Raw genomic sequence first — 19,875 nt, 5'->3', positions numbered from 1 at the left:
CCTGCCTCCTGTGTCTTCCGGAACGTCCGGTCGTCGACGACATTAGGGCGGGTGTAGGACGCTTTCTGTCCTACACGGTCGGGAATCTGCGGGCGTTCGTACGGCCATCGGCCGTTCGGGCGTTCCTGCGGTCGCCGACGGCACGGGCGTTCGTACGGTCGGCGGTGGCGCGGCCGGTCGTACGGTCGCCGGTGGCGCGGCCGGTCGTACCGTCACCGGTGGCGCGGAGGGCGCGGGCGCCCACGTCGCGCAGGTGCTCCAGCAGCTCCGGCGGCTCGTGCACCTCGAACTCGCAGCCGAGCGTGAGCAGCCGGAAGGCCAGCCACTCCAGGGTGTCGCTGCGGCCGTCCAGCCGGCAGGTGCGCTCGTCGACGGGCACCAGGTCATCCGCGCCGTCACCGAGGCGGACGCGCACCTGGTCCGCCGGCGCGTGCACGGTGACGACCGCGCGGTAGGTGGGGGCCAGGCTGTGGAGCCGGGCGGTGACGAAGGAGGCGACGTCCTCGGCCGGCAGCGGCCTCGGCGCGAACCTCGCCCCCGTCGCCCGAGGCCGCCGGACGCGGTCCACGCGGAAGACACGCCAGTCCTTCCTGTCGCAGTCGTACGCCGCGAGGTACCAGCGGCGGCCCGAGGTCACCAGGCCGTACGGCTCCACGTGCCGCCCCGCCCCGGTCCCGGTCTCAGGCCCGGAATCGGTCGCGGTCCTGGCGCCCGGCGTGCCCGGGACGTACCCGAAACGGAGCCGCTCGCCGGACGCGACGGCCGCGGCGAGCGCCGTCAGGACCTCGGGGTCGATGCTCGGCCCCGCCGCGGGAGACGGCGCGGCCGTGGCGGTGCTCAGGGCGCTCACCCGGGCCCGCAGCCTGGACGGCAGCACCTGCCGTAGCTTGGCCATGGCACGTACCGACGCCTCGTCGATGCCGTCCACGGCGTGCCGCGTCACGGTGCGCAGGCCGACGGCGATGGCCACGGCCTCCTCGTCGTCGAGCAGCAGCGGCGGCATGGCCGTGCCCGCCACCAGCCGGTAGCCGCCCGCGCCGCCCATGCCGGCCTCCACCGGGTACCCCAGGTCGCGCAGCCGTTCGACGTCACGGCGGATCGTCCGGGTGGTGACGCCGAGCCGCTCCGCCAGCTCACTGCCGGGCCGCTCGCGCGAGCTCTGCAGCAAGGACAGGAGCGTGAGCAGGCGGGCGGAGGTGGTGGACATGTCCCTCAGGATGCCGCGAAACGCGTACGACTCTCACATTCGCGGCACTAGGATCTTGCCTGTCGGACCGCCAGGAAGGCACGAAGGGAACGCCGTGGCCGAGACGCCGAACCAGTGGACCAGCGCCATCGACACGACGCGCCCCAGCATCGCCCGCGCCTATGACGTGGTGCTCAACGGCAAGGACAACTTCGAGGTCGACCGCGCGTTCGTCGCGGAGATCGTGAAGGTGGTCCCCGAGATCTACGACGTGGCCACGTACAACCGGCAGATCTTGGGCCGAGGCGTGCGGTACCTCGTGGAGCAGGGCGTCACGCAGTTCATCGACCTCGGGTCGGGGCTGCCGACCGTCGAGAACACCCACCACGTCGCCCAGCGCGCGAACCCCGAGTCGCGCGTCGTCTACGTCGACAACGATCCCATGGTGCTGGCCCACGGCAGGGCGCTGCTCGCGGAGAACGACCGGACCGCGGTCGTCACCTCCGACCTGCGCGACCCCAAGGCCATCCTCGCCGACAAGGACGTCACGCGGCTCATCGACTTCGACCGGCCGGTCGGGCTGATGCTGGTCGGCATCCTGCACCACCTGCACGACGACGAGGACCCCCGGGGCATCGTCGAGGCGTACATGGACGCGATCCCGTCCGGCAGCTACCTGTTCATCACCCACTTCTGCGCCTCCAGCGACGACTCCCGGGAGGCGGAGAAGAAGTTCCTCGCCCTGCTCGGCACCGGCCGTTTCCGCACCGAGGCGGAGATCACCGGCTTCTTCGACGGGTTCGAACTGCTGGAGCCGGGGGTCGTCCCGCTGCCGCTGTGGCGCCCGGACGGTCCTGTGCCGTCGGAGCTGACGGTCGGCCAGCGCCTCATGTACGGCGGCATCGCCCGCAAGCGCTGACCCGGCCCCTGGGCGCTGGCCGAGGGCGTCGAACTCCAGCGCCGTGCTTGTACAGCCTCGTGGTGGGGTCGAGCCGGTAGCGCCCGATGTCGGTGCCGACGGTCAGCGCTTTGGTCTCCGGAGGAAGGAGATCGTAGTCCTCTGATGTGACGGGTTCGGGCTGAGGTCGGAGCCCGAGAAGCCAGTGATCGCCTGGTGTGGGGTCATGAGGGCCTCCAGGGATGACTGCAGCCGGAGCGCCAGAGTAGTCGGCCCATGACCTTCTGTGACCGGCACGGTGAGATGCATGGGGTGGTAGGGAAAGCGTCAAAACGGCCGTATCGGGCATGAACCACTCGGGGCTGGGATAAGGACACGGAGAGGATTCCTCAGTACAGAGGGGAAGTCATGACCGTGGCCCAGACCCGCTCGACCGCCACCGCCGGGACGGAGGCCGGCTCCGCCAGGCGGTTCACGCTGGACCTGCCGATGATGACCATCGAGGTCCGCCCTCCACAGGTGCGCATGCCGCGGATTCCCCTGCCGCACGTTCCCCTCCCGAAGATCAGCCGCCAGGAGGTGGGGCACGCCGCCGACGTCGCGCGGGCGATGCTGCCGCCGCCCGAGCGCGTCGCCTACTACGGGGCCCTGGGGGCGCTCGCGGTCATGGGCGTCATCGAGTGGCCCGTCGCCGCGGCCATCGGCGCCGGAGCGATCATCGCGCAACGGGCCCGTTCGGGGCGGACCTCCATGGGGAACGGCGGGCAGAGGGCGACCGTGACGGCGCGCACGGCCACGGCGGCCCGCGGCGGTGGCGCGGGCGGCGGGGCGTCCGGCGCCCGCAGGAGCGCGGCGATGAAGGCCGAGGAGGCGCCCAAGAGCGGATCGTCCCGGAGGGGAGCGTCCCAGAGCGCGTCCACCACACGGGCGTCGTCGACGCGGGCGTCCTCGATCAAGGCGTCGTCCGGTGGGGCGTCCTCCACACGGGCCGCCTCCACCAGGGCGTCCTCCCCGCGGGCGCGGTCGAAACCCGCGTCCGCCGGCACGTAGCCACCCGGATGAGCACGTAGCCGCGCGCATGAGACCCACGGCCGCTCGCGTCGCGCGAGCGGCCGCCCGCGATCCTCGGCCCGTCGGCGGATCTCCTCGGCCACTCCCGGCGACCTCGTCGGCCGGTCCGTCCGAGTGGGAGACATCGTCCAAGCCGGAGACACGATCCTCCTGCCAGCCGGAGGCGCCATCCGGACCCGAGACACCGATGCGAGCCGGAGGCGCCGGCCGGGCCCGACACACCGATGCGACCCGGAGGGCCCGGCCGCGCACCGACTGATCCGAAGCCCGACAAGCCCGCCTGTCCACCTCCCCCGCAGGACACACCCGTTCGATGGGAGAGGGAGACCACATGCGGTTGCCCGGCGTACACGCCGCTGCCGGCGTCCTGCTCGGCATGCTTCCCGAGCCGGTGCGCGGTCTCCTCCCACGCCCTCGGGTGGTCCGCGCGTGCCCGGGCGGCGTGCGTGTCGAGCTGCGCGTGGTGGGCGGGCCGGGAACCGGCCGGCTGGCGCGCCTCCTGGAGGACCGCCTGCTCGCCGCCGGCGTCGAACGCGCCGAGGTCAACGGCGCGCTCTGGTCCGTGTACGTCGCCTGCGACCCCGCCACGACGGACGTGGACAAGCTCGTGGCGATCATCGAGGAGCTGGACGTCCAGGAGCCGGGCGAGGACGACGCCGGCTCTGCGGAGGGAACGGCGGGTTCCGTGGCAGGGGCCGGCTTCGAGGAGGAGAAGGAGGCGGCAGGCGGCCGGGAGGGGCGGCGGCCCGGCAACGCCCGTGTCCAGGAGGTCCTGGAGGTTCTGGACGACATCCGCTCGATCGAGGCCGCCGTCGGCGACGACGAGGACGAACGCGAGCAGGGCGACGGACGCGAGGACGAGAACGGAGCCGGCTACGGGGACGGGGAGGAGGACGGGCGCACCGGCGCTCCTCGTGCGCTCGACGGCGTGGAGCAGCAGGCGCGCGCCGCCGTGAGCCTCGGCCTGCACCTCCTCGGCGCGGGCGCGGCGCTGGCCGGACAGGCCGCCCGCCTGCCAAGGCTGCCCCCGCTCGCGCCGGCCCTGCTCTCCCTGGTGGAGCACACCCCGCGGGTCCGCCGGGAGCTGGAGGACCGTGTCGGCAAGCCGGTGGTGGACGCGGTGCTGGCATCCGGGCGGATCCTCACGCACGCGCTCGCGCTGCGGCCCGTGTCGCTGCTCGTCGACTCCGTCGCCGCCGCGGGCCGGTACGTGGACTCCCGCGCCGGGCGCGCCGCATGGGAGCGGCGCGAGGAGGAGTTCGCCGCGGGGGACGGCGCATACCGCCACATCCGTACGGCCGTGCCGCGTCGCGTGGCGCCGTTGCCGCGCGGGCCCATCGAGAAGTACGCGGACGTGGCCGGCGCGCTGGCCCTGGCCGGACAGGGGGTGACCACGTTCCTCAGCCGCGACCACCAGCGAGGGCTGACCGTGCTGGTCGCCGGGGTGCCGAAGGCGGCGCGCGTGGGCAGGGACGCGTTCACCAGCGCGCTGATACGGGCCCTGGGGCGTCAGGACACCATCGTGCTCGACCGCGACGCGCTGCACCGCATGGACCGCGTGGACACGGTGATCCTGGACGCCGGTCTCCTCACCACGGGCGCGTGGGCCGTGCACGGCGTCGCACCCCTCGGCGCCGGGGTCGACCTGGACGAGCTGCACACTCGCCTGTACACGCTCATCGATCTCACGGACCGCTCCGCTCCGAAGGCCCGCCGTGAGCGCGATGGCTGGAGCGCCGCCCCTTACGAGCGGTCCGCCCGTGCGGACTCGACCGGCCGTGAGGAGTCGACTGGGCGTGCGGACTCGATTGGGCGTGAGGAGTCGCCTGGCCGTGACGAGACGGCGGGCCCTTGTGAGTCTGCCGGGCCCGCCGGGCCTGTCGGGTCTGTCGGTTCAGTCGGGCGCGGGCAAGGTGGGAGCAGCGGCGAGTTCGCCGGGCCTGGGACGGGCGGGAGCGAGGAGCCCGCCGAGGTGAGGCGGTGGCGGGAAGAGGGGGTGCGGCTGGTCGCGATCGCCAGGCAGGGCGTCGTGGTCGCCGTCGTCGGTCTGGAGCCGGAGCCGCACCCGCTCGCCGAGGCCCTCGTGGCCGCCCCCGGGAACGCGTGCGAGGTGGTGCTGGCCGGGGGAGACCCGCGGCTGGCCGGGCGGCTCGGGGTGAAGCGGGTCGTACGCGGCGGGTCGCGGCTGGCGTCCGAGGTGCGGGCGATGCAGGCCGAGGGGCACGGCGTGGCGGTGGTGTCGCAACGGGGACGGCGCGCGCTGGCCCGGGCTGACCTGGGGATCGGCGTGCTGGGCAGGTCCCGCCCGGTCCCGTGGGACGCCGACGTGATCGGCGGGTTCGAGGGGGCGTACCTGCTGCTGCGCTGCCTGCCGTACGCGAGGAAGGCCGCCAGGCGCAGCGTGCGGGTGGCGGGGGCCGCGGCGGCGACGGGGGCGGTGCTGGCGTTCCTGGGGCCGGCGCGTACGGCGCTGGCCAGGGTGCACCTCGTGAGCGACGCGGCGTCGGTGGCCGCGCTCGTGACGGGCGAGTGGACGGGACGCCGCGCGGGCAGGGAGGCGCCCCCACCGCCCGCGGACCACACGCCCTGGCATGCGATGACGGTTCAGGACGTGCTGTCCCGGCTCGGCACGTCCCCCGAGGGGCTCCCGGAGGACGAGGCGGCACGCCGCAGAGGGCACGCGACGCACGGCGGTGCGCCGAAAGGTCGCGGTGACAGCGGGCGCACCATGGCCGCCGGTGGCGTCGGCGGTCGGCGGGCCGTGGGCGGTGGCGGGGAGCGGGCCGTGGCGAACGGCGGTGATGGCCGCGGGCGGACCGTGGCTGCGAGCGGGCCGCGGTCGCTGGCGCATGCCTGCTTGGAGGAGATCGCCAACCCGCTCACACCCGTGCTCGCCGCAGGAGCGGGCGTCTCGGCCGCGGTCGGCTCGGTGCTCGACGCCGGGCTGATCGTCGGCGTGATGGCCGTCGGCGCCCTCCTCGGCGGCACGCAGCGCTGGCACGCCGACCGAACCCTGCACCGCCTCACCAGCATCACCGCCACCCGCGTACGCCTACGCCGCCCGCCCGCCCTCGATGACACCCGTCGCCCGCCCACCCCCGACACCCGCCGCCCGCCCGGCCCCGCGCCCGCCCCTGAGGCCCCCGCTGAAGCGGGCCCGCCGCCCAGCCCTGAGAGTCCCCTCGCGCTCGGCCCAGAACACCCTCTCGCGCCCACCCCTGACGCGCCCACTCCTGCACAGGGTCCCGCGGTGGAGGAGCGTGGAGAGGTGGGAGTCGTGGCCGGGGTCGCGGACGATCTCGTCCCCGGGGACGTGATCGAGTTGCGGGCCGGTGACGCCGTGCCCGCCGACGCGCGCGTGATCGACGCGTCGGGCCTGGAGGTGGACGAGTCCACGCTGACCGGTGAGTCGCGGCTCGTCGCCAAGAGCGCGGCCCCCACAGCCGCGCCGGCCGTCGCGGACCGCACGTCGATGGTGTACCAGGGCACGACCGTCGCGGCGGGACACGGTCTGGCCGTGGTGGTGGCCGTCGGGGAGGCGACCGTGGCGGGCCGGACCGCGAGGCTGGCCGCGACCGCCTCGCCGCCGACCGGCGTGGAGCTGCGGCTTCGTGCCCTGAGCCGCCGCATCCTCCCCGTGGCCATCGGCTCGGGGGTGGCGCTCATGGCGACCGAGCTGTTGCGGGGTGCGCCGACGGCCGCCGCCGTCGCTCCCGCCGTGAGCCTGGCGGTGGCCGCCGTGCCTGAGGGGCTGCCGTTCGTGGCGACGGTCGCGGAGCTCGCGTCGGCCAAGCGGCTGTCCGCCCGCGACACCCTCGTACGCGACCCGTCCACGATCGAGGCGCTGGGCCGCGTGGACGTCCTGTGCTTCGACAAGACCGGCACTCTCACGGAGGGCCGCATCAGCCTGGGCCGGGTGTCGGACGGGCGGATCGAGCGGACCGTGGAGGATCTGACGCCGGAGCTGCGGGCCGTCGTCGCCGCGGCGCTGCGGGCCTGCCCCCGGTGCGAGGACGGGCACGCCATCCCGCATCCCACGGACCGCGCCGTGGTGGAGGGCGCGGAGCGGCTGGGCGTCTCCCCGGCGGACGGGCTCGTGGGGTGGTGGCGGGTGGACGAGCTGCCGTTCGAGCCGGCCCGCGGCTATCACGCCGTCCTGGGCACGTACGGCGAGGAAGAAGGCCAGGCGGCGCGGCAGGTGCTGAGCGTCAAGGGCGCGCCGGAGGCGCTGCTCGACCGCTGCACGGGCCTGCGGCGCGGCGCGGAGACGGTGGCCCTGGACGCGGCGGCCAGGCGGGAGCTGGAGGAGGAGGTCGAGCGGCTGGCGCTGCAGGGGTACCGGGTGCTCGCGGTCGCCGAGCGGCCGGCCTCCAGCCGCGCCGATCTCGACGAGTCCAGGATCGAACGGCTGAGTTTCCTCGGGTTCCTCGGGCTGGCCGATCCGGTGCGGCCCACCGCCAAGCGGAGTGTGGAGGGCCTGATCCGCGCCGGGGTCCGCGTCGTCATGATCACTGGCGATCATCCGAGCACGGCCGAGGCCATCGCCGCCGAGATCAACGCCGTCAACGGCGGCCGCGTCATGACCGGTCCCCAGCTCGACGAGGTGGACGACGGCGCGCTCGACGAGGTGCTGAGCGAGGTCGCGGTGTTCGCCCGGGTCACGCCGGAACACAAGGCGCGCATCGTCGCCGGGCTGCGCCGCATGGGCAGGGTGGTCGCCGTCACCGGCGACGGCGCGAACGACGTGCCCGCGATCCGGCTCGCGGACGTGGGCGTGGCCCTGGGCTCCCGCGCCACCCCGGCGGCCCGCGCCGCCGCCGACATCGTGGTGGTGGACGAGCGCATCGAGACGATCATCGACGCGATCGTGGAGGGCCGGGCGATGTGGGGGTCGGTCCGCGACTCGATCGGCATGCTGCTCGGCGGGAACCTCGGCGAGATCGTCTTCACCCTCGGCTCCAGCCTGCTGACCGGCCGCAGCGCGCTCAACACCCGCCAGCTCCTCCTCGTGAACCTCCTCACCGACATGCTCCCCGCCATGGCCGTGGCGGTGCGTCCGCCGGGCGCCACCGACCCGGACCGGCTCCTCACCGAGGGGCCGGAGGCGTCGCTGGGCGCAGCCCTCACCCGGGACATCTACCTGCGCGCCGTCACCACCGCCGCGGCGGCCACGGCGGCGTGGCTGCTCGGCCGGATGACCGGCACGCGCGAGCGGGCCGACACGATCGGGCTCGTCGGGCTGGTGGGGGCGCAGCTCCTGCAGACGCTCGTCGTGGGCGGGCGGGACCGACTGGTGTTGCTGGCCTCACTCGCGTCGCTGGCCGTGCTCACGGTGATCGTCTCGGTGCCGGGGCTGAGCCGGCTGTTCGGCTGCCGCCCGATAGGCCCGCCGGGGTGGGGGATCGGGCTCGGCTGCGCCGCTGTGGCCGTGTTCGTGGAGCGGGTCCTGGAACGCGGCCCGCCGCCCGCCTGACGTGTCGCCCCCGGTACGCGCCTGTCTGAGGGCCCGGCCCGCCGTCCACCGGCGTGTCTGGACGCGTGCCGGTCCGGTCATCGCAGGTTCACCCGTCGGACACGTAAGATGCCACCCACTGCCAGATTTGTGGTGAAATGTGACAGGAAATCCTGTGTCCCCCCGTGAGGTATCTGATGTCGGAATTCCTGGCCTCGCTGCTCGCGAAAGCGGCGATCATGGTCCTGGAGGCGCTGCTCGCACGCCTCATCCACGCTCTGGTCACCACGTTCGCGAGGACCGCCGCCGCCGCGTTCTCCCAGAACGCCGGGGCGCAGCCCGCCTGACATACCGCCCTCCCACCCGAACGGCGGCGTGTCGCCGCGCCGACCCCGCCCCGTGTCGCTACCGTGAGCGGATCGTCTCCGCGAGACCGGTCAACACGGCACGATCTACCCCTGTGGTCTGATGGAATCTAGTGCTGTGAGTGGTCAGACCTGGCGGTTGGTGCGGCGCGGGAACGCGAGCCCTGTCGAGCCCCCTGTGCTCGATGAGCACCAGCGTGCCGTGGTCGCCCACGAGAGCGGGCCGCTGCTCGTGCTGGCCGGTCCGGGCACGGGCAAGACGACCACCATCGTCGAGTCGGTGGTGGACCGCATCGAGCGCCGCGGCACCGACCCCGAGCGCGTGCTGATCCTCACCTTCAGCCGCAAGGCCGCCGGCGAGCTGCGCGAACGCGTCACCGCCCGGCTGCGGCGCACCACCCGCACGCCGCTGGCCCTGACCTTCCACAGCTACGCGTACGCGCTGCTGCGCCGCGAGGCCGTGCTCGCCGGTGAGCCGCCGCCCCGGCTGCTGACGGGGCCCGAGCAGTTGCTGGAGATCCGGCGGCTGCTCCACGGCGAGCTGGAGGACGGAGCGACGCAGTGGCCGCGCTCGCTGCGGGAGGCGCTGAAGACCCGGGGGTTCGCCGAGGAGCTGCGGGACTTCCTGTCGCGCGCGTTCGAGCGCGGCCTCGACGGCGGGCGCGTCGAGGAGCTCGGCCGGCGGTACGGGCGTGACGACTGGGTGGCGGCAGGCGGGTTCGCCCGGCGGTACGAGAGCCGCTTCGACCTCGACCCCGAGCCGGTGCTCGACTACGCCGAGCTGATCCGGGCGGCGGCCGGGCTGCTGGCCGACCCCGACGTCCAGCGCAGGGAACGGGCCGCGCACGACGTGGTGTTCGTGGACGAGTACCAGGACACCGACCCGGCGCAGGAGCTGCTGCTCTGGCAGCTCGCGGGCGAGGGGCGTGACCTGGTGGCCGTCGGCGACCCGGACCAGTCGATCTACGGGTTCCGGGGAGCGGACGTGCGCGGCATCCTGGGGTTCCCGCAGCGCTTCCACACGCTCGACGGCAGGGACGCGCCGGTGCTGGCGCTGCGGGTCTGCCGCCGCAGCGGGGCCGGCCTGCTGGAGGCGACCCGCCGCGTCGCCGCCCGCCTCCCGGCCGCCCCCCTCCCCGACCCGACCCCCGCACCGAAGGACCCGACCCCCGCACCGAAGGACCCGGCGCCCGTACCGGGACAGGAACCGGGGCGGGCCCGGATCCACGGGCACCGCGAGCTGCTGTCCCTGCCCGACGCCGACCCCGGCGAGGTGCGCGTGCTGCTCGCCGACAGCACCAGCCAGGAGGCCGCGGTCGTGGCCGACACGCTGCGCCGGGCCCACCTCATCGAGGGCGTGCCCTGGCACCGGATGGCGGTGCTCGTGCGCTCGGCGATCCGCCAGGTGCCGCTGCTGCGGCGGGCGCTGGTCAGCGCGGGCGTGCCCACGATGGTGGCGGGCGACGAGGTGCCGATCGCGGAGGAGCCCGGCGTACGGCCGCTGCTGACGGCGCTGCGCGTGGCCCTCGACCCGGGGACGCTGGACGAGACGGTGGCCGAGGAGCTGCTGACGGGCCCGCTGGGCGGCACCGACATGATCGGCGTCCGCCGCCTGCGCAGAGCCCTGAAGATCGCCGAGAACGAGGCGCACGCGCTCGGCGAGCACCCCCGGGAAACCGCCGAGAACGACGCGGAGAACGACACAGGCGGGCCGCGCACGTCCGGTCAGCTCCTGGTGGCCGCGCTCAGGGACGCCCGCGAGCTGACCCGTGTCGAGCCGCACATCGCGCTGCCCGCCGAGCGCGTCGCCAAGCTCCTGGTCACCGCCGGCGAGGCCGTGCGCGAGGAGGGCACCGCCGAGGACATCCTGTGGGCGATCTGGCAGGGGAGCGGCCTGGCCGAGCGGTGGACCGAGCTGAGCCTGGCCGGAGGCGCCCGCGGCGCGCAGGCCGACCGTGACCTCGACGCGGTGGTGGCGCTGTTCGACCACGCGGCCCGGTTCGTGGACCGGATGCCGAGGGCCGGGGCCGAGGTGTTCCTGGACGACCTGGCCGCGCAGGAGATCCCGGGCGACACGCTGGCCGACCGGGCGCCCGACGGCGACGCCGTGCGCATCCTGACCGCCCACCGCTCCAAGGGCCTCGAATGGGACGTGGTGGTCGTCGCGGGCGTGCAGGAGGGCGTCTGGCCGGACCTGCGGCTGCGCGGCTCGATGCTGGGCGCCGACGACCTGGTGGAGCTGGCGGAGGGGGCGAAGCCGAACGCGGCGTCCCTGGCCTCGAAGCTGCTGGCCGAGGAGCGCAGGCTGTTCTACGTGGCGGCGACGCGGGCGCGGCGCAGGCTCGTGGTGACGGCCGTGGGCGGCGAGGACACCGATGAGCGGCCGTCGAGGTTCCTGGCCGAGCTCATGCCGGGCGCGGTGGAGGCGGCCACGGTGGACGACCGGGCGCGCTGGCTGAACATGGCGGCGCTGGTCGCCGACCTGCGCAGCGCGGTCACCGACCCGACCCGGCCCGCGAAGGTGCGCCGCAAGGCCGCCCAGCAGCTCGCCCGCCTGGCCGCCGCCGGGGTGCGGGGCGCCCACCCCAACGAGTGGTACGCCCTGACGACCATGACCGACGACCGGCCGCTGAGCTGGCCGGACGACACCGTCAGCATCTCGCCGTCGGCGGTCGAGAGCTTCACCAAGTGCGGGCTGCGCTGGCTGCTGGAGACGGCCGTCGGAGCGGCGGGCACCAGCAGCGCCCAGGGGCTCGGCACGATCATCCACGCGCTGGCCGTGCTCGCCTCCACCGACCTGCCGAACGAGGACCTCCTGGGCCGGCGGCTGGACGAGATCTGGCACGAGCTGGACTTCGGCGGCGTCTGGTTCAACCGCAAGCAGCGCCAGGTCGCCGAGCAGATGATCGGCAAGTTCCTGCGCTGGCACAAGGAGAACCCGAGGGAGCTGGTCGCCCTGGAGGAGGCGTTCGTCGCCACGGTCGGCGACGGCGTGCAGATCAAGGGCCGGGTCGACCGGGTGGAGCGCGACTCCGAGGGCCGGGCCGTGATCATCGACCTGAAGACGGGCGGCTCCAAGCCCAGGCCGGGCGAGCTGGACCGGCACCCGCAGCTCGGCGTCTACCAGCTCGCCGCGCTGCTCGGCGCGTTCGCCCGCCACGGCATGACCGAGCCGGGCGGCGCCGCGCTGGTCCAGCTCGGGAAGGCGGGCGGCCGCAACGAGGCGCTGGAGCAGCGGCAGGGGGCGCTGGCCGACGATTCCAACCCCGGCTGGGCCGCCGACCTGGTCGACACCGTGGCGACCGGCATGTCCGGCCCGTTCTTCCAGGCCAGGGCGAACGACGGCTGCCGCACCTGCGCCGCCAAGGCGAGCTGTCCCGTCAACGACAGCGGAGGCCAGGTGTGCTGAACCCCGCCGAGCTGGCCGGGAAGCTCGGCATCCTGCCGCCGACCCCCGAGCAGGCCAGCGTGATCGAGGCGCCGCTCGAACCCATGGTCGTGATGGCCGGCGCCGGCTCCGGCAAGAGCGAGACCATGGCCGGCCGCGTCGTCTGGCTGGTGGCCAACGGCCTGGTCAAGCCGGGCAACGTGCTCGGCCTGACGTTCACCCGCAAGGCCGCCGCCGAGCTGGCCGTCCGCGTCCGGGAGCGGCTGAACGGCCTGGCCGAGGCGGGCCTGGTGACGCCGGAGATGCTCGACGAGGAACCCACCGTGTCCACCTACCACGCCTACGCGGCGCGCCTGGTCACCGACCACGCGCTGCGCGAGGCGCTGGAACCGACCATGCGGCTGGTGACGCCGGCCGTCTCCTGGCAGCTCGCCTCCCGGGTGGTGGCCGGTTACGACGGGCCGATGGACCGCGTCGAGCTCGGCCCGCCGTCCGTGACGGCCGCCGTGCTGGAGCTGGCCGGCGAGCTGTCGGAGCACCTGCGCGGCTCGGATGACGTGCGCCAGGTGGGCGACTGGCTGCGCGAGCTGCACCAACGGCTGCCCGGCCGCGTCACGCAGGCGCAGCACCGGCCGGTGAACGTCCAGGCGGCCAGGGAGCAGCTCCTGCCGCTCGTGGCGGCGTACGAGCGGCTGAAGAGGGCGCGGGAGGTCATCGACTACGGCGACCAGATGGCCCTGGCCGCCCGCATCGCGGCCAACCACAAGGAGGTCGGCGAGATCGAGCGCTCCCGCTTCGCCGTGGTGCTGCTCGACGAGTACCAGGACACCAGCCACGCCCAGCTCGTCCTGCTCAGGAGCCTGTTCGGCGGCGGCCACCCGGTCACCGCGGTAGGCGACCCCTGCCAGTCGATCTACGGCTGGCGCGGCGCCTCGGCCGGCAACCTGCGCCGCTTCCCCCGCGACTTCCGCACGGGCGCCGGCGACCCCGCGCCGGTGCGGCAGCTCAGCGTCAGCTTCCGCAACGGCGACCGGGTCCTCGACGTGGCGGCCCGCGTCCAGCTCCCCCTGCGCATGGAGGCCCGCGAGGTGCCCGTCCTCGTGCCCGGCCCGAACCGGGTGGACCGCGGCCGCGTCACCTGCGCCTTCCACGAGACCGCCGAGGACGAGGCCCGGTGGATCGCCGACGGCCTGGCCCGGATGATCGGCCAGGACACGGCCCCCGACGGCATGCCGTGGGGCGAGGGCGAGCGCAAGAAGACGCCCGTGATCCAGCCGCAGGACGTGGCGATCCTGGCGCGCAAGCGCTCGCAGTTCCCGGCGCTGCGCAAGGCGCTGGAGGAGCGTGACATCCCGGTCGAGGTGGTCGGCCTGGGCGGCCTGCTCACGGTCCCCGAGGTCACCGACATCGTCGCCACGCTCCGCGTCCTGTACGACCCGACGGCGGGCGACGCGCTGGCCCGCCTGCTGGCCGGGCCCCGCTGGCGCATCGGCCCCGCCGACCTGCGGGTCCTCGGCCAGTACGCCCGGGAGCTGAACCGCGAGACCCGCGCGGGCCACCGCGAGAGCGACCCGCTCGACCAGGTGGTGGCCGACCTGGCCGAGGAGCGCGGCAGCCTGGTGGACGCGCTCGACGAGCTGCCCGACCGGGAGGAGTGGCTGGAGTCGTTCTCGCCGCTGGCCGCCACCCGGCTCGTGGCGCTCGCGCAGGAGCTGCGCCAGCTCCGCGCCCACACCGGGCAGCCGCTGCCGGACCTGATCACCGAGGTGGAGCGGCGGCTCGGCCTCGACATCGAGGTCGCGGCGCGGGGTGGCACGGTCAGCGCGTTCGCGGCCCGGGCCGACCTCGACGCGTTCCTCGACGCGGCGTCACGGTTCGCGGGCGACTCGGAGGACCCGACGCTGGGCGCGTTCCTCGCCTACCTCCAGGCGGCCGAGAGCGAGGAGTTCGGGCTGGAGGCCGGCCGGGTCGGCGACAGCAACAGCGTCAAGCTGATGACGGTGCACGCCTCCAAGGGGCTGGAGTGGCCGATCGTGGTCGTGCCCGGCCTGTCGCAGCTCGTCAGCTCCAAGGGCACGATCGCGACCGGCAGCATGTTCCCCGCCACCCCGGTCACCAACAGCCGCTGGACGGAGAACCCCCGCAAGCTGCCCTACCCGCTGCGCGGCGACGTCGCCGACCTGCCCCGGCTGGGCGGCCTGGCCAAGGAGGACCTGGCGGTCTTCGACGAGAGCTGCCGCGAGCGCGACCTGATGGAGGAGCGGCGGCTGGCGTACGTGGCCGTCACGCGGGCCCACTACCACCTGATCGCCTCCGGCTACCGGTGGGGGAGCGCCACCAGGCCGCTGGAGCCGTCCGACTTCCTGCTGGAGATCCGCGACACCGCCGACAAGGTCGCCTTCTGGGCGCCCGACCTGGCGGAGGGCGCGACGAACCCGCTGCTCGCCGAGCCGGCCGCCGCCGTGTGGCCGGTCACCCCCGAGGGCCTGCGCTACGAGTCGGTCCTCGACGGCGCCCGCCTGGTGGAGGAGGCGCTGGCCGGCACACTGGCCCAGGCCGGTGACGAGCCGCTGCGCGCGTTCGAGGAGGAGCGGGTGCGCGCCTGGGAACGCGACACGGACCTGCTGCTGCGCGAGCGGGAGCTGCACCGGCGGCGCGGCGCCACGACCGTCGAGCTGCCGTCGAAGCTGACCGTCTCGTCGCTGGTCACGCTCGCCACCGACGCCCGCGAGCTGGCCCGCCGGATCCGCCGCCCGGTGCCGGTCAAGCCCGCCCCGCTGGCCCGCCGCGGCACGTCGTTCCACAAGTGGCTGGAGACCCGCTGGGACCAGCAGCGGCTGCTCGACGACTTCGACCTCGACCTGGTCGAGGAGGTCGAGGAGGCCGACGTGCGGCTGGCGGAGCTGCAGGAGCGGTTCGAGCGCAGCGAGTGGGCCGAGCGAAGGCCGCTCGACCTGGAGGTGCCGTTCGAGACCATGATCGCCGACCGGTTGGTGCGCGGGCGGATGGACGCGGTGTTCGAGCTGCCCGGCGGGCGTTACGAGGTGGTCGACTGGAAGACCGGCGAGCCGCCCAGGGGCAAGCGGGCCCGGGCCGCGTCGGTGCAGCTCGCCGCGTACCGGCTGGCCTGGTCGCACCTGGCGGGGGTGCCGCTCGACCACGTCGGCGCGGCCTTCCACTACGTGCGCGCCAACCGGACCGTCCGCCCCGTGGACCTGCTCGACGCCGACGGCCTCGTGGCGCTCATCGAGTCCGTGCCGGTGAGGCCGGCCGCCCAGGTCAGCTCGTCAGATGACGGAACTCCGGGTGAGGGTGCATGAGGAAGTCGTGGTGGGAGATGTTCCAGGCGTAGGCGCCGGCCATCGCGAACACCACCACGTCGCCGACCCGCACCGAGGTGACGACGTCGCGGGCGAAGACGTCCTTGGGCGTGCAGAGCTGCCCGACGAGCGTCACCGGCTCCTCCGACACGCCCTCCCCCCGGCCCTCCGGCAGCACCGCGAACGGCTGGTCGTGGCCCTTGGTGACGGGCGTGCGCAGGTGGTGGGTGCCGCCCAGCAGGATCGCGTACGCCCGGCCGCGCACCCGTTTGACGTCCACGACGCGGGTCGCGTAGAAGCCGCAGTACGCGGTCAGCGCCCGGCCCGGCTCGATCCGCAGCCGCTGCCCCGGCCGCCGCAGCCCGGCCAGGCCCTCGCCGTACTCCTCCCAGCCGAACCTCGCCTCGGGCGCGGCGTAGTCCACGGCCATGCCGCCGCCCAGGTTCATCTCCTCGTACCCGTCGCCGAGCGCGAGCAGCAGGGCGGCCAGGCGCAGCAGCTCGGCCGCCTCCAGGCCGCTGGCCAGGTGCGCGTGCGCCCCGCGCAGCCGTACACGGCCGGTGAACAGCGGCAGGCACTCCTCCACCCCCGCCTCGTCCATCCCGAACGGCCCGCTCATCGTCAGCGCGGCGCCCTCGACCGGGAGGCCGGGGTTGAGCCGCAGCAGCACGTCGGCCTCCAGGCCGGCGGCGAGCAGGCGGCGCAGCTCGCCGGGCGACTCCACGTGGAGGCGGTGGTGCGGCAGGCGCAGCTCCGCGTCGGTCTTGCCCGGCCCGCCGAGCGCCAGCGGCTTGCCCGGGAACAGGGCCGACACGTGGGCGTGCTCGCCGGCCGACGACACCTCGAACCCGTCCACGTGCGGTTCGAGGACGCGCAGCAGCTCCGGGTCGGGGTTGGCCTTGACCGCGTAGTACAGCTCGACGCCGCCGGGCAGCGCCTGCCGTACGGACCGGGCGTGGGCGTCCAGGCCGGGCAGGTCGTACAGGTACGCGGGGGTCTCGCCGAGGCGGGCGGCGGCCTCGCGGACGTGGGCGGGGATCATGCGAGGGGGTTCGCGATCGGCACGTAACCGGCGGCCCGGTCGGCGGCGCGGGCCCAGCGGACCCCGAGGTTCGCCTTGGCGGGCAGCGGGGCGCCGGCCAGCAGGTCCGTCAGGGGCAGCGGCCGGCCCAGCCGGTCGGCCTCGGCGGCGAACACGGCACGGGCCGCCCGCCACAGCTCGCGCAGCAGCTCGTCGCCGCCCCGCGCCGCGACGGTCGCGGCCACCTCGGTGAGGTGGTTGACCAGCAGGCAGTAGACGACCCGGGCCCAGCCCCGCTCGGCGTCGTACGTCAGCGCCTCGGCCACCCGGGGCGGCAGCCCGCCGAGGTCGTGGCGTCCGGCGACCAGCTTGGCGCCCTCCAGGTCGCGGAAGACCGCCTCGCGCGGCACGCCGTCGGGGCCGAGGCCGACGAGGACGTTCTGCAGGTGCGGCTCCAGGACCACGCCGTGGGTGAAGAACAGGTCGAGCACGGGCGGCGCCACGGCCGACACGTACGCCGCCCACCACCCGAGCGGATCCCGCTCCACCGCGTCCACCCCGTACGGGGCCGGCCCGCCCGCCGCCGGGTCCAGGGCGAGGGCCGCCGCCAGCACCGGGACCACGCCGGGCGAGCACACCCGCCACGGGCTCTCCCGGACGATCACCCCGAGCCCCTCGAGCAGGCGCGTACCCAGGGCGGCCGAGCGGTAGCCCGGCTCCCGCAGCCACCGCGTGCCCGGGAACACCGCGCTCACCTCGTCGAACACCGGCCCGAGCCGCGAGGTCAGCTCCACCGCACCGGCCAGCTCGTACCAGGCGTTCTTCCGCACGCAGTTGGTGATCCGCACGTCGAGGCTGAATTTCAGGCACACCCCGCCGCCGGCCGCGTACACGGTCCGGACCGACGACGTCGGAGACACCAGCGGGCCCGGCCCCAGATCGGCCAGCGCCCCGCCCAGCGCGGGACGCAGCAGGTCGAGCTGCCACGGATGGGCGGGCAGCAGCCGGTGCCCCGGCGGCGCCTCGCCCAGCGCGTCGAGGGCCGCGACGTCGCCCTCCTCGGCGAGCACGTCCTCGCGCACCGCGAGCAGCCTGAGGGGGAAGCGGGCGTGCGTCTCGGGCGCGTACCGCGTCCACTCGTCCGGGTCACCGGCGCGTGCCTTCGGGCTCGGATGGAACGGGTGCCCGAACACCAGCGCCTGCTCGGAGGCCAGCCACGGGTCGGCGGGCGGCTCGGCCTCGGCCCGCGCCCGCAGGATCGCGGCCACCGCCTCCCGGCTGGCCGCCACCTGCCCGGCGAACTCCTCGTTGGCCGCGCCGTCCGGCGCCGTCCCTTGCAGCTCGGCCTCCGTCAGCCGGACCAGTTCCCCGGAGGTCAACGGCCGCCACGCGCCCCGCTCCAGCCGCTCCGGCGTCCCGTCGACGCGCAGCGCCGCGCCGCCGCGCGTCCGCGCCCGCAGCAGCGTGCCCCCCACCCGCAGCAGCAGGTACGGCGGAGCCGGCCACACCAGGCCGCGCGGCCCGGCCACCTCCCGCACGCAGCAGCGCAGCAGCGCGGCCAACGTCGCCTCCTCGGCCGGGGAGCTGGTCGCGCCGAGGACCAGACCGTGCATTCAAGCTCTCCTCAGGTAGTTGGGCCCGCTGGTGCCGTAGAACTTGTTGACGTCGCGGGCGCCCGAGCGCTCCTTGGCCACGAGCGTGCCGGCGGTGATCATCGACTTGCCGGTGAGCCGCGCCGCCTCCAGCGTCCGGGCCCGCAGCAGCCGGGCCATGGGGTCGTCGCCGTGCTCGTCGAGGGCCTCGGTGAGCGTGTCGCGCAGCAGGACGGCGGCCTGCCGGTGCGGCAGGGCGCCGAAGACGACGGCGGCGGCGGCCAGGTGGAGCGTGATGGTGACGAAGACGTCCGCGAGGGCGTGCGGATCGTCGGTGAGCATGCGTTCGTCGGTGAAGGCGGGCGGGTCGATCCCGGCCGCGGCCAGGCGCGAGGGGGAGGCGAGCAGCCCGTCGTTGTCCTTGACGAGCAGCTCCAGCCGGCCGTCGCGCAGGACGAGCGCCAGGTTCTGCTGGTGCGCCTCCAGGGCGACGCCGTAGCGGACGAACAGCCGCACGTTCCAGCGCAGCAGCAGGCGCAGGTAGGCGGGCAGCACGTCGCCGCCCAGCCGCTCCTCCAGCCCGGCCAGGACGCCCGGCGCGTTGAGCGCCGCCACGGGCACGACCAGGCCCTCGGGCAGCCGCCGCACCATCCAGGCGAGGTACTCGTGGCCCGCGTGCGCGTGGGTCTGCTCGTCGGCGAGCAGCACGCCCGGGTCCGCCAGCCGCCGCAGCAGCAGCTCGGCCCGCGCCCCGTCGTCCAGCGTGCCCGGTTTGATCGAGCGCCGGTTGCGCGCCCCGAGGGTGCTGGTGGGGATGGGCAGCTTCAGATGGGTGCGGGGGTTCACCTCGACCGTGCGCATGGACAGGGTCGGGCGCACGGTCAGCCACGGCTCGTCCAGCAGCCGCACCCCCTCGATCCGCGCCACCTCGCCCACGGCCAGCGGATGCACGGGGAACAGCGTCTCGTCCGGGCCGGGGGAGGGGAACGGCGGCGCCAGGTCCGGCGGCAGTTCCGCCGAGCCGGGAGCCGGCAGGGAGCGGGGCACCGTCGCCCAGCGCAGCTCGAAGGCGGGCGCGAACTCCGGCGCGTACGCGACCAGCTCCTCGGCCGACAGCCCGAGCCGGGCCCGGGACGTCGGGTACACCGGGTGGTCCGCGAACGCGGCCAGCGTCTCGTACGACGGCCTCCCGGCCAGCACCTGGGCGGCCCGCTCGTCGTGCAGCTCCCAGGCGGCCAGAGCGTGGGCGCACTCCTCGGCGAAGACCGCCACCCCCTCGGCGTCGGCCGGGTCGGCGATCACCCGGAGCGTGCCGAGCACCTCGGCCAGCGTCAGCCGCTCGCCGGGCGCGACCACGAAGTCCTGGAACAGCGAGCCGGCCGCCAGCCGCACCACCCGGCCGCCGACCATCACCAGCCCGACGCCGTCACGGCTGTTGCGGCTGACCCGCGCCGACATGCGGCCGTAGTCCTCGCGCAGCAGCGCGTTCAGCACCCGGGCCGCGAGCGCCGCCTCCCGGCCCTGACCGTCACGGGGATCGCCGGGGTCACTCGTCCGGTCGTGTGTCACCCGTTCACGCACG

General features: G+C 74.9%; 10 protein-coding genes. 6 read left to right on the top strand and 4 right to left on the bottom strand.

Translation table 11 applies throughout. The features are described 5' to 3' along the window. Window positions 1-70 precede the first annotated feature (70 nt). Entirely contained in the window at window positions 71-1,207 is a 1,137-nt protein-coding gene (locus AB0H81_RS02730) for a WYL domain-containing protein (RefSeq protein WP_358368242.1), read from the bottom strand. Window positions 1,208-1,301: 94 nt separating this feature from the next. Between AB0H81_RS02730 and AB0H81_RS02725 the strand changes: the two genes are divergently transcribed. The 6 genes from AB0H81_RS02725 (at window position 1,302) to AB0H81_RS02700 (ending at window position 15,680) form a co-directional block, all read left to right on the top strand. Then, window positions 1,302-2,105, top strand: coding sequence for an SAM-dependent methyltransferase (locus AB0H81_RS02725; protein WP_358368240.1), 804 nt, complete (start codon window positions 1,302-1,304; stop codon window positions 2,103-2,105). 387 nt (window positions 2,106-2,492) lie between these two features. Then, window positions 2,493-3,134, top strand: coding sequence for a hypothetical protein (locus AB0H81_RS02720; protein WP_358368237.1), 642 nt, complete (start codon window positions 2,493-2,495; stop codon window positions 3,132-3,134). A gap of 352 nt (window positions 3,135-3,486) precedes the next feature. Further along, complete coding sequence (locus AB0H81_RS02715; RefSeq protein ID WP_358368234.1) at window positions 3,487-8,628, top strand: HAD-IC family P-type ATPase; 5,142 nt, start codon at window positions 3,487-3,489, stop codon at window positions 8,626-8,628. A 176-nt stretch (window positions 8,629-8,804) separates the two neighbouring features. Next, complete coding sequence (locus AB0H81_RS02710) at window positions 8,805-8,954, top strand: hypothetical protein (RefSeq protein WP_358368231.1); 150 nt, start codon at window positions 8,805-8,807, stop codon at window positions 8,952-8,954. A 196-nt stretch (window positions 8,955-9,150) separates the two neighbouring features. Continuing rightward, window positions 9,151-12,381 carry an ATP-dependent DNA helicase gene (locus AB0H81_RS02705; protein ID WP_358368229.1) on the top strand — a complete coding sequence of 1,077 codons (3,231 nt, stop codon included), beginning with the start codon at window positions 9,151-9,153 and terminating at the stop codon, window positions 12,379-12,381. Continuing rightward, window positions 12,375-15,680: an ATP-dependent DNA helicase gene (locus tag AB0H81_RS02700; protein ID WP_358368226.1), complete on the top strand. Its 3,306-nt coding sequence runs from the start codon at window positions 12,375-12,377 to the stop codon at window positions 15,678-15,680. Before AB0H81_RS02705 ends, AB0H81_RS02700 begins: the two co-directional genes overlap by 7 nt. On the opposite strand, the gene AB0H81_RS02695 is transcribed toward AB0H81_RS02700, so the two are convergent. Genes AB0H81_RS02695 through AB0H81_RS02685 form a run of 3 tightly spaced genes read right to left on the bottom strand, consistent with a single transcriptional unit; the run spans window position 15,640 to window position 19,874 of the window. Continuing rightward, window positions 15,640-16,722 (bottom strand): type III PLP-dependent enzyme, encoded by a 1,083-nt coding sequence (locus AB0H81_RS02695; RefSeq protein WP_358368223.1) that lies wholly within the window; start codon window positions 16,720-16,722, stop codon window positions 15,640-15,642. The genes AB0H81_RS02700 and AB0H81_RS02695 overlap by 41 nt on opposite strands. Next, window positions 16,719-18,314, bottom strand: a complete 1,596-nt coding sequence (locus tag AB0H81_RS02690; RefSeq protein WP_358368220.1) for an IucA/IucC family protein — start codon at window positions 18,312-18,314, stop codon at window positions 16,719-16,721. The genes AB0H81_RS02695 and AB0H81_RS02690 overlap by 4 nt, the downstream gene beginning before the upstream one ends. After that, window positions 18,315-19,874, bottom strand: a complete 1,560-nt coding sequence (locus AB0H81_RS02685) for an IucA/IucC family protein (RefSeq protein ID WP_358368217.1) — start codon at window positions 19,872-19,874, stop codon at window positions 18,315-18,317. Window position 19,875: the final 1 nt, after the last annotated feature.

The organism is Nonomuraea sp. NPDC050691 (genome assembly GCF_040654455.1).
GTDB lineage: Bacteria > Actinomycetota > Actinomycetes > Streptosporangiales > Streptosporangiaceae > Nonomuraea.
Note: the sequence above shows the minus strand (reverse complement) of the source record. Positions and strands in the feature narration are given on the sequence as shown.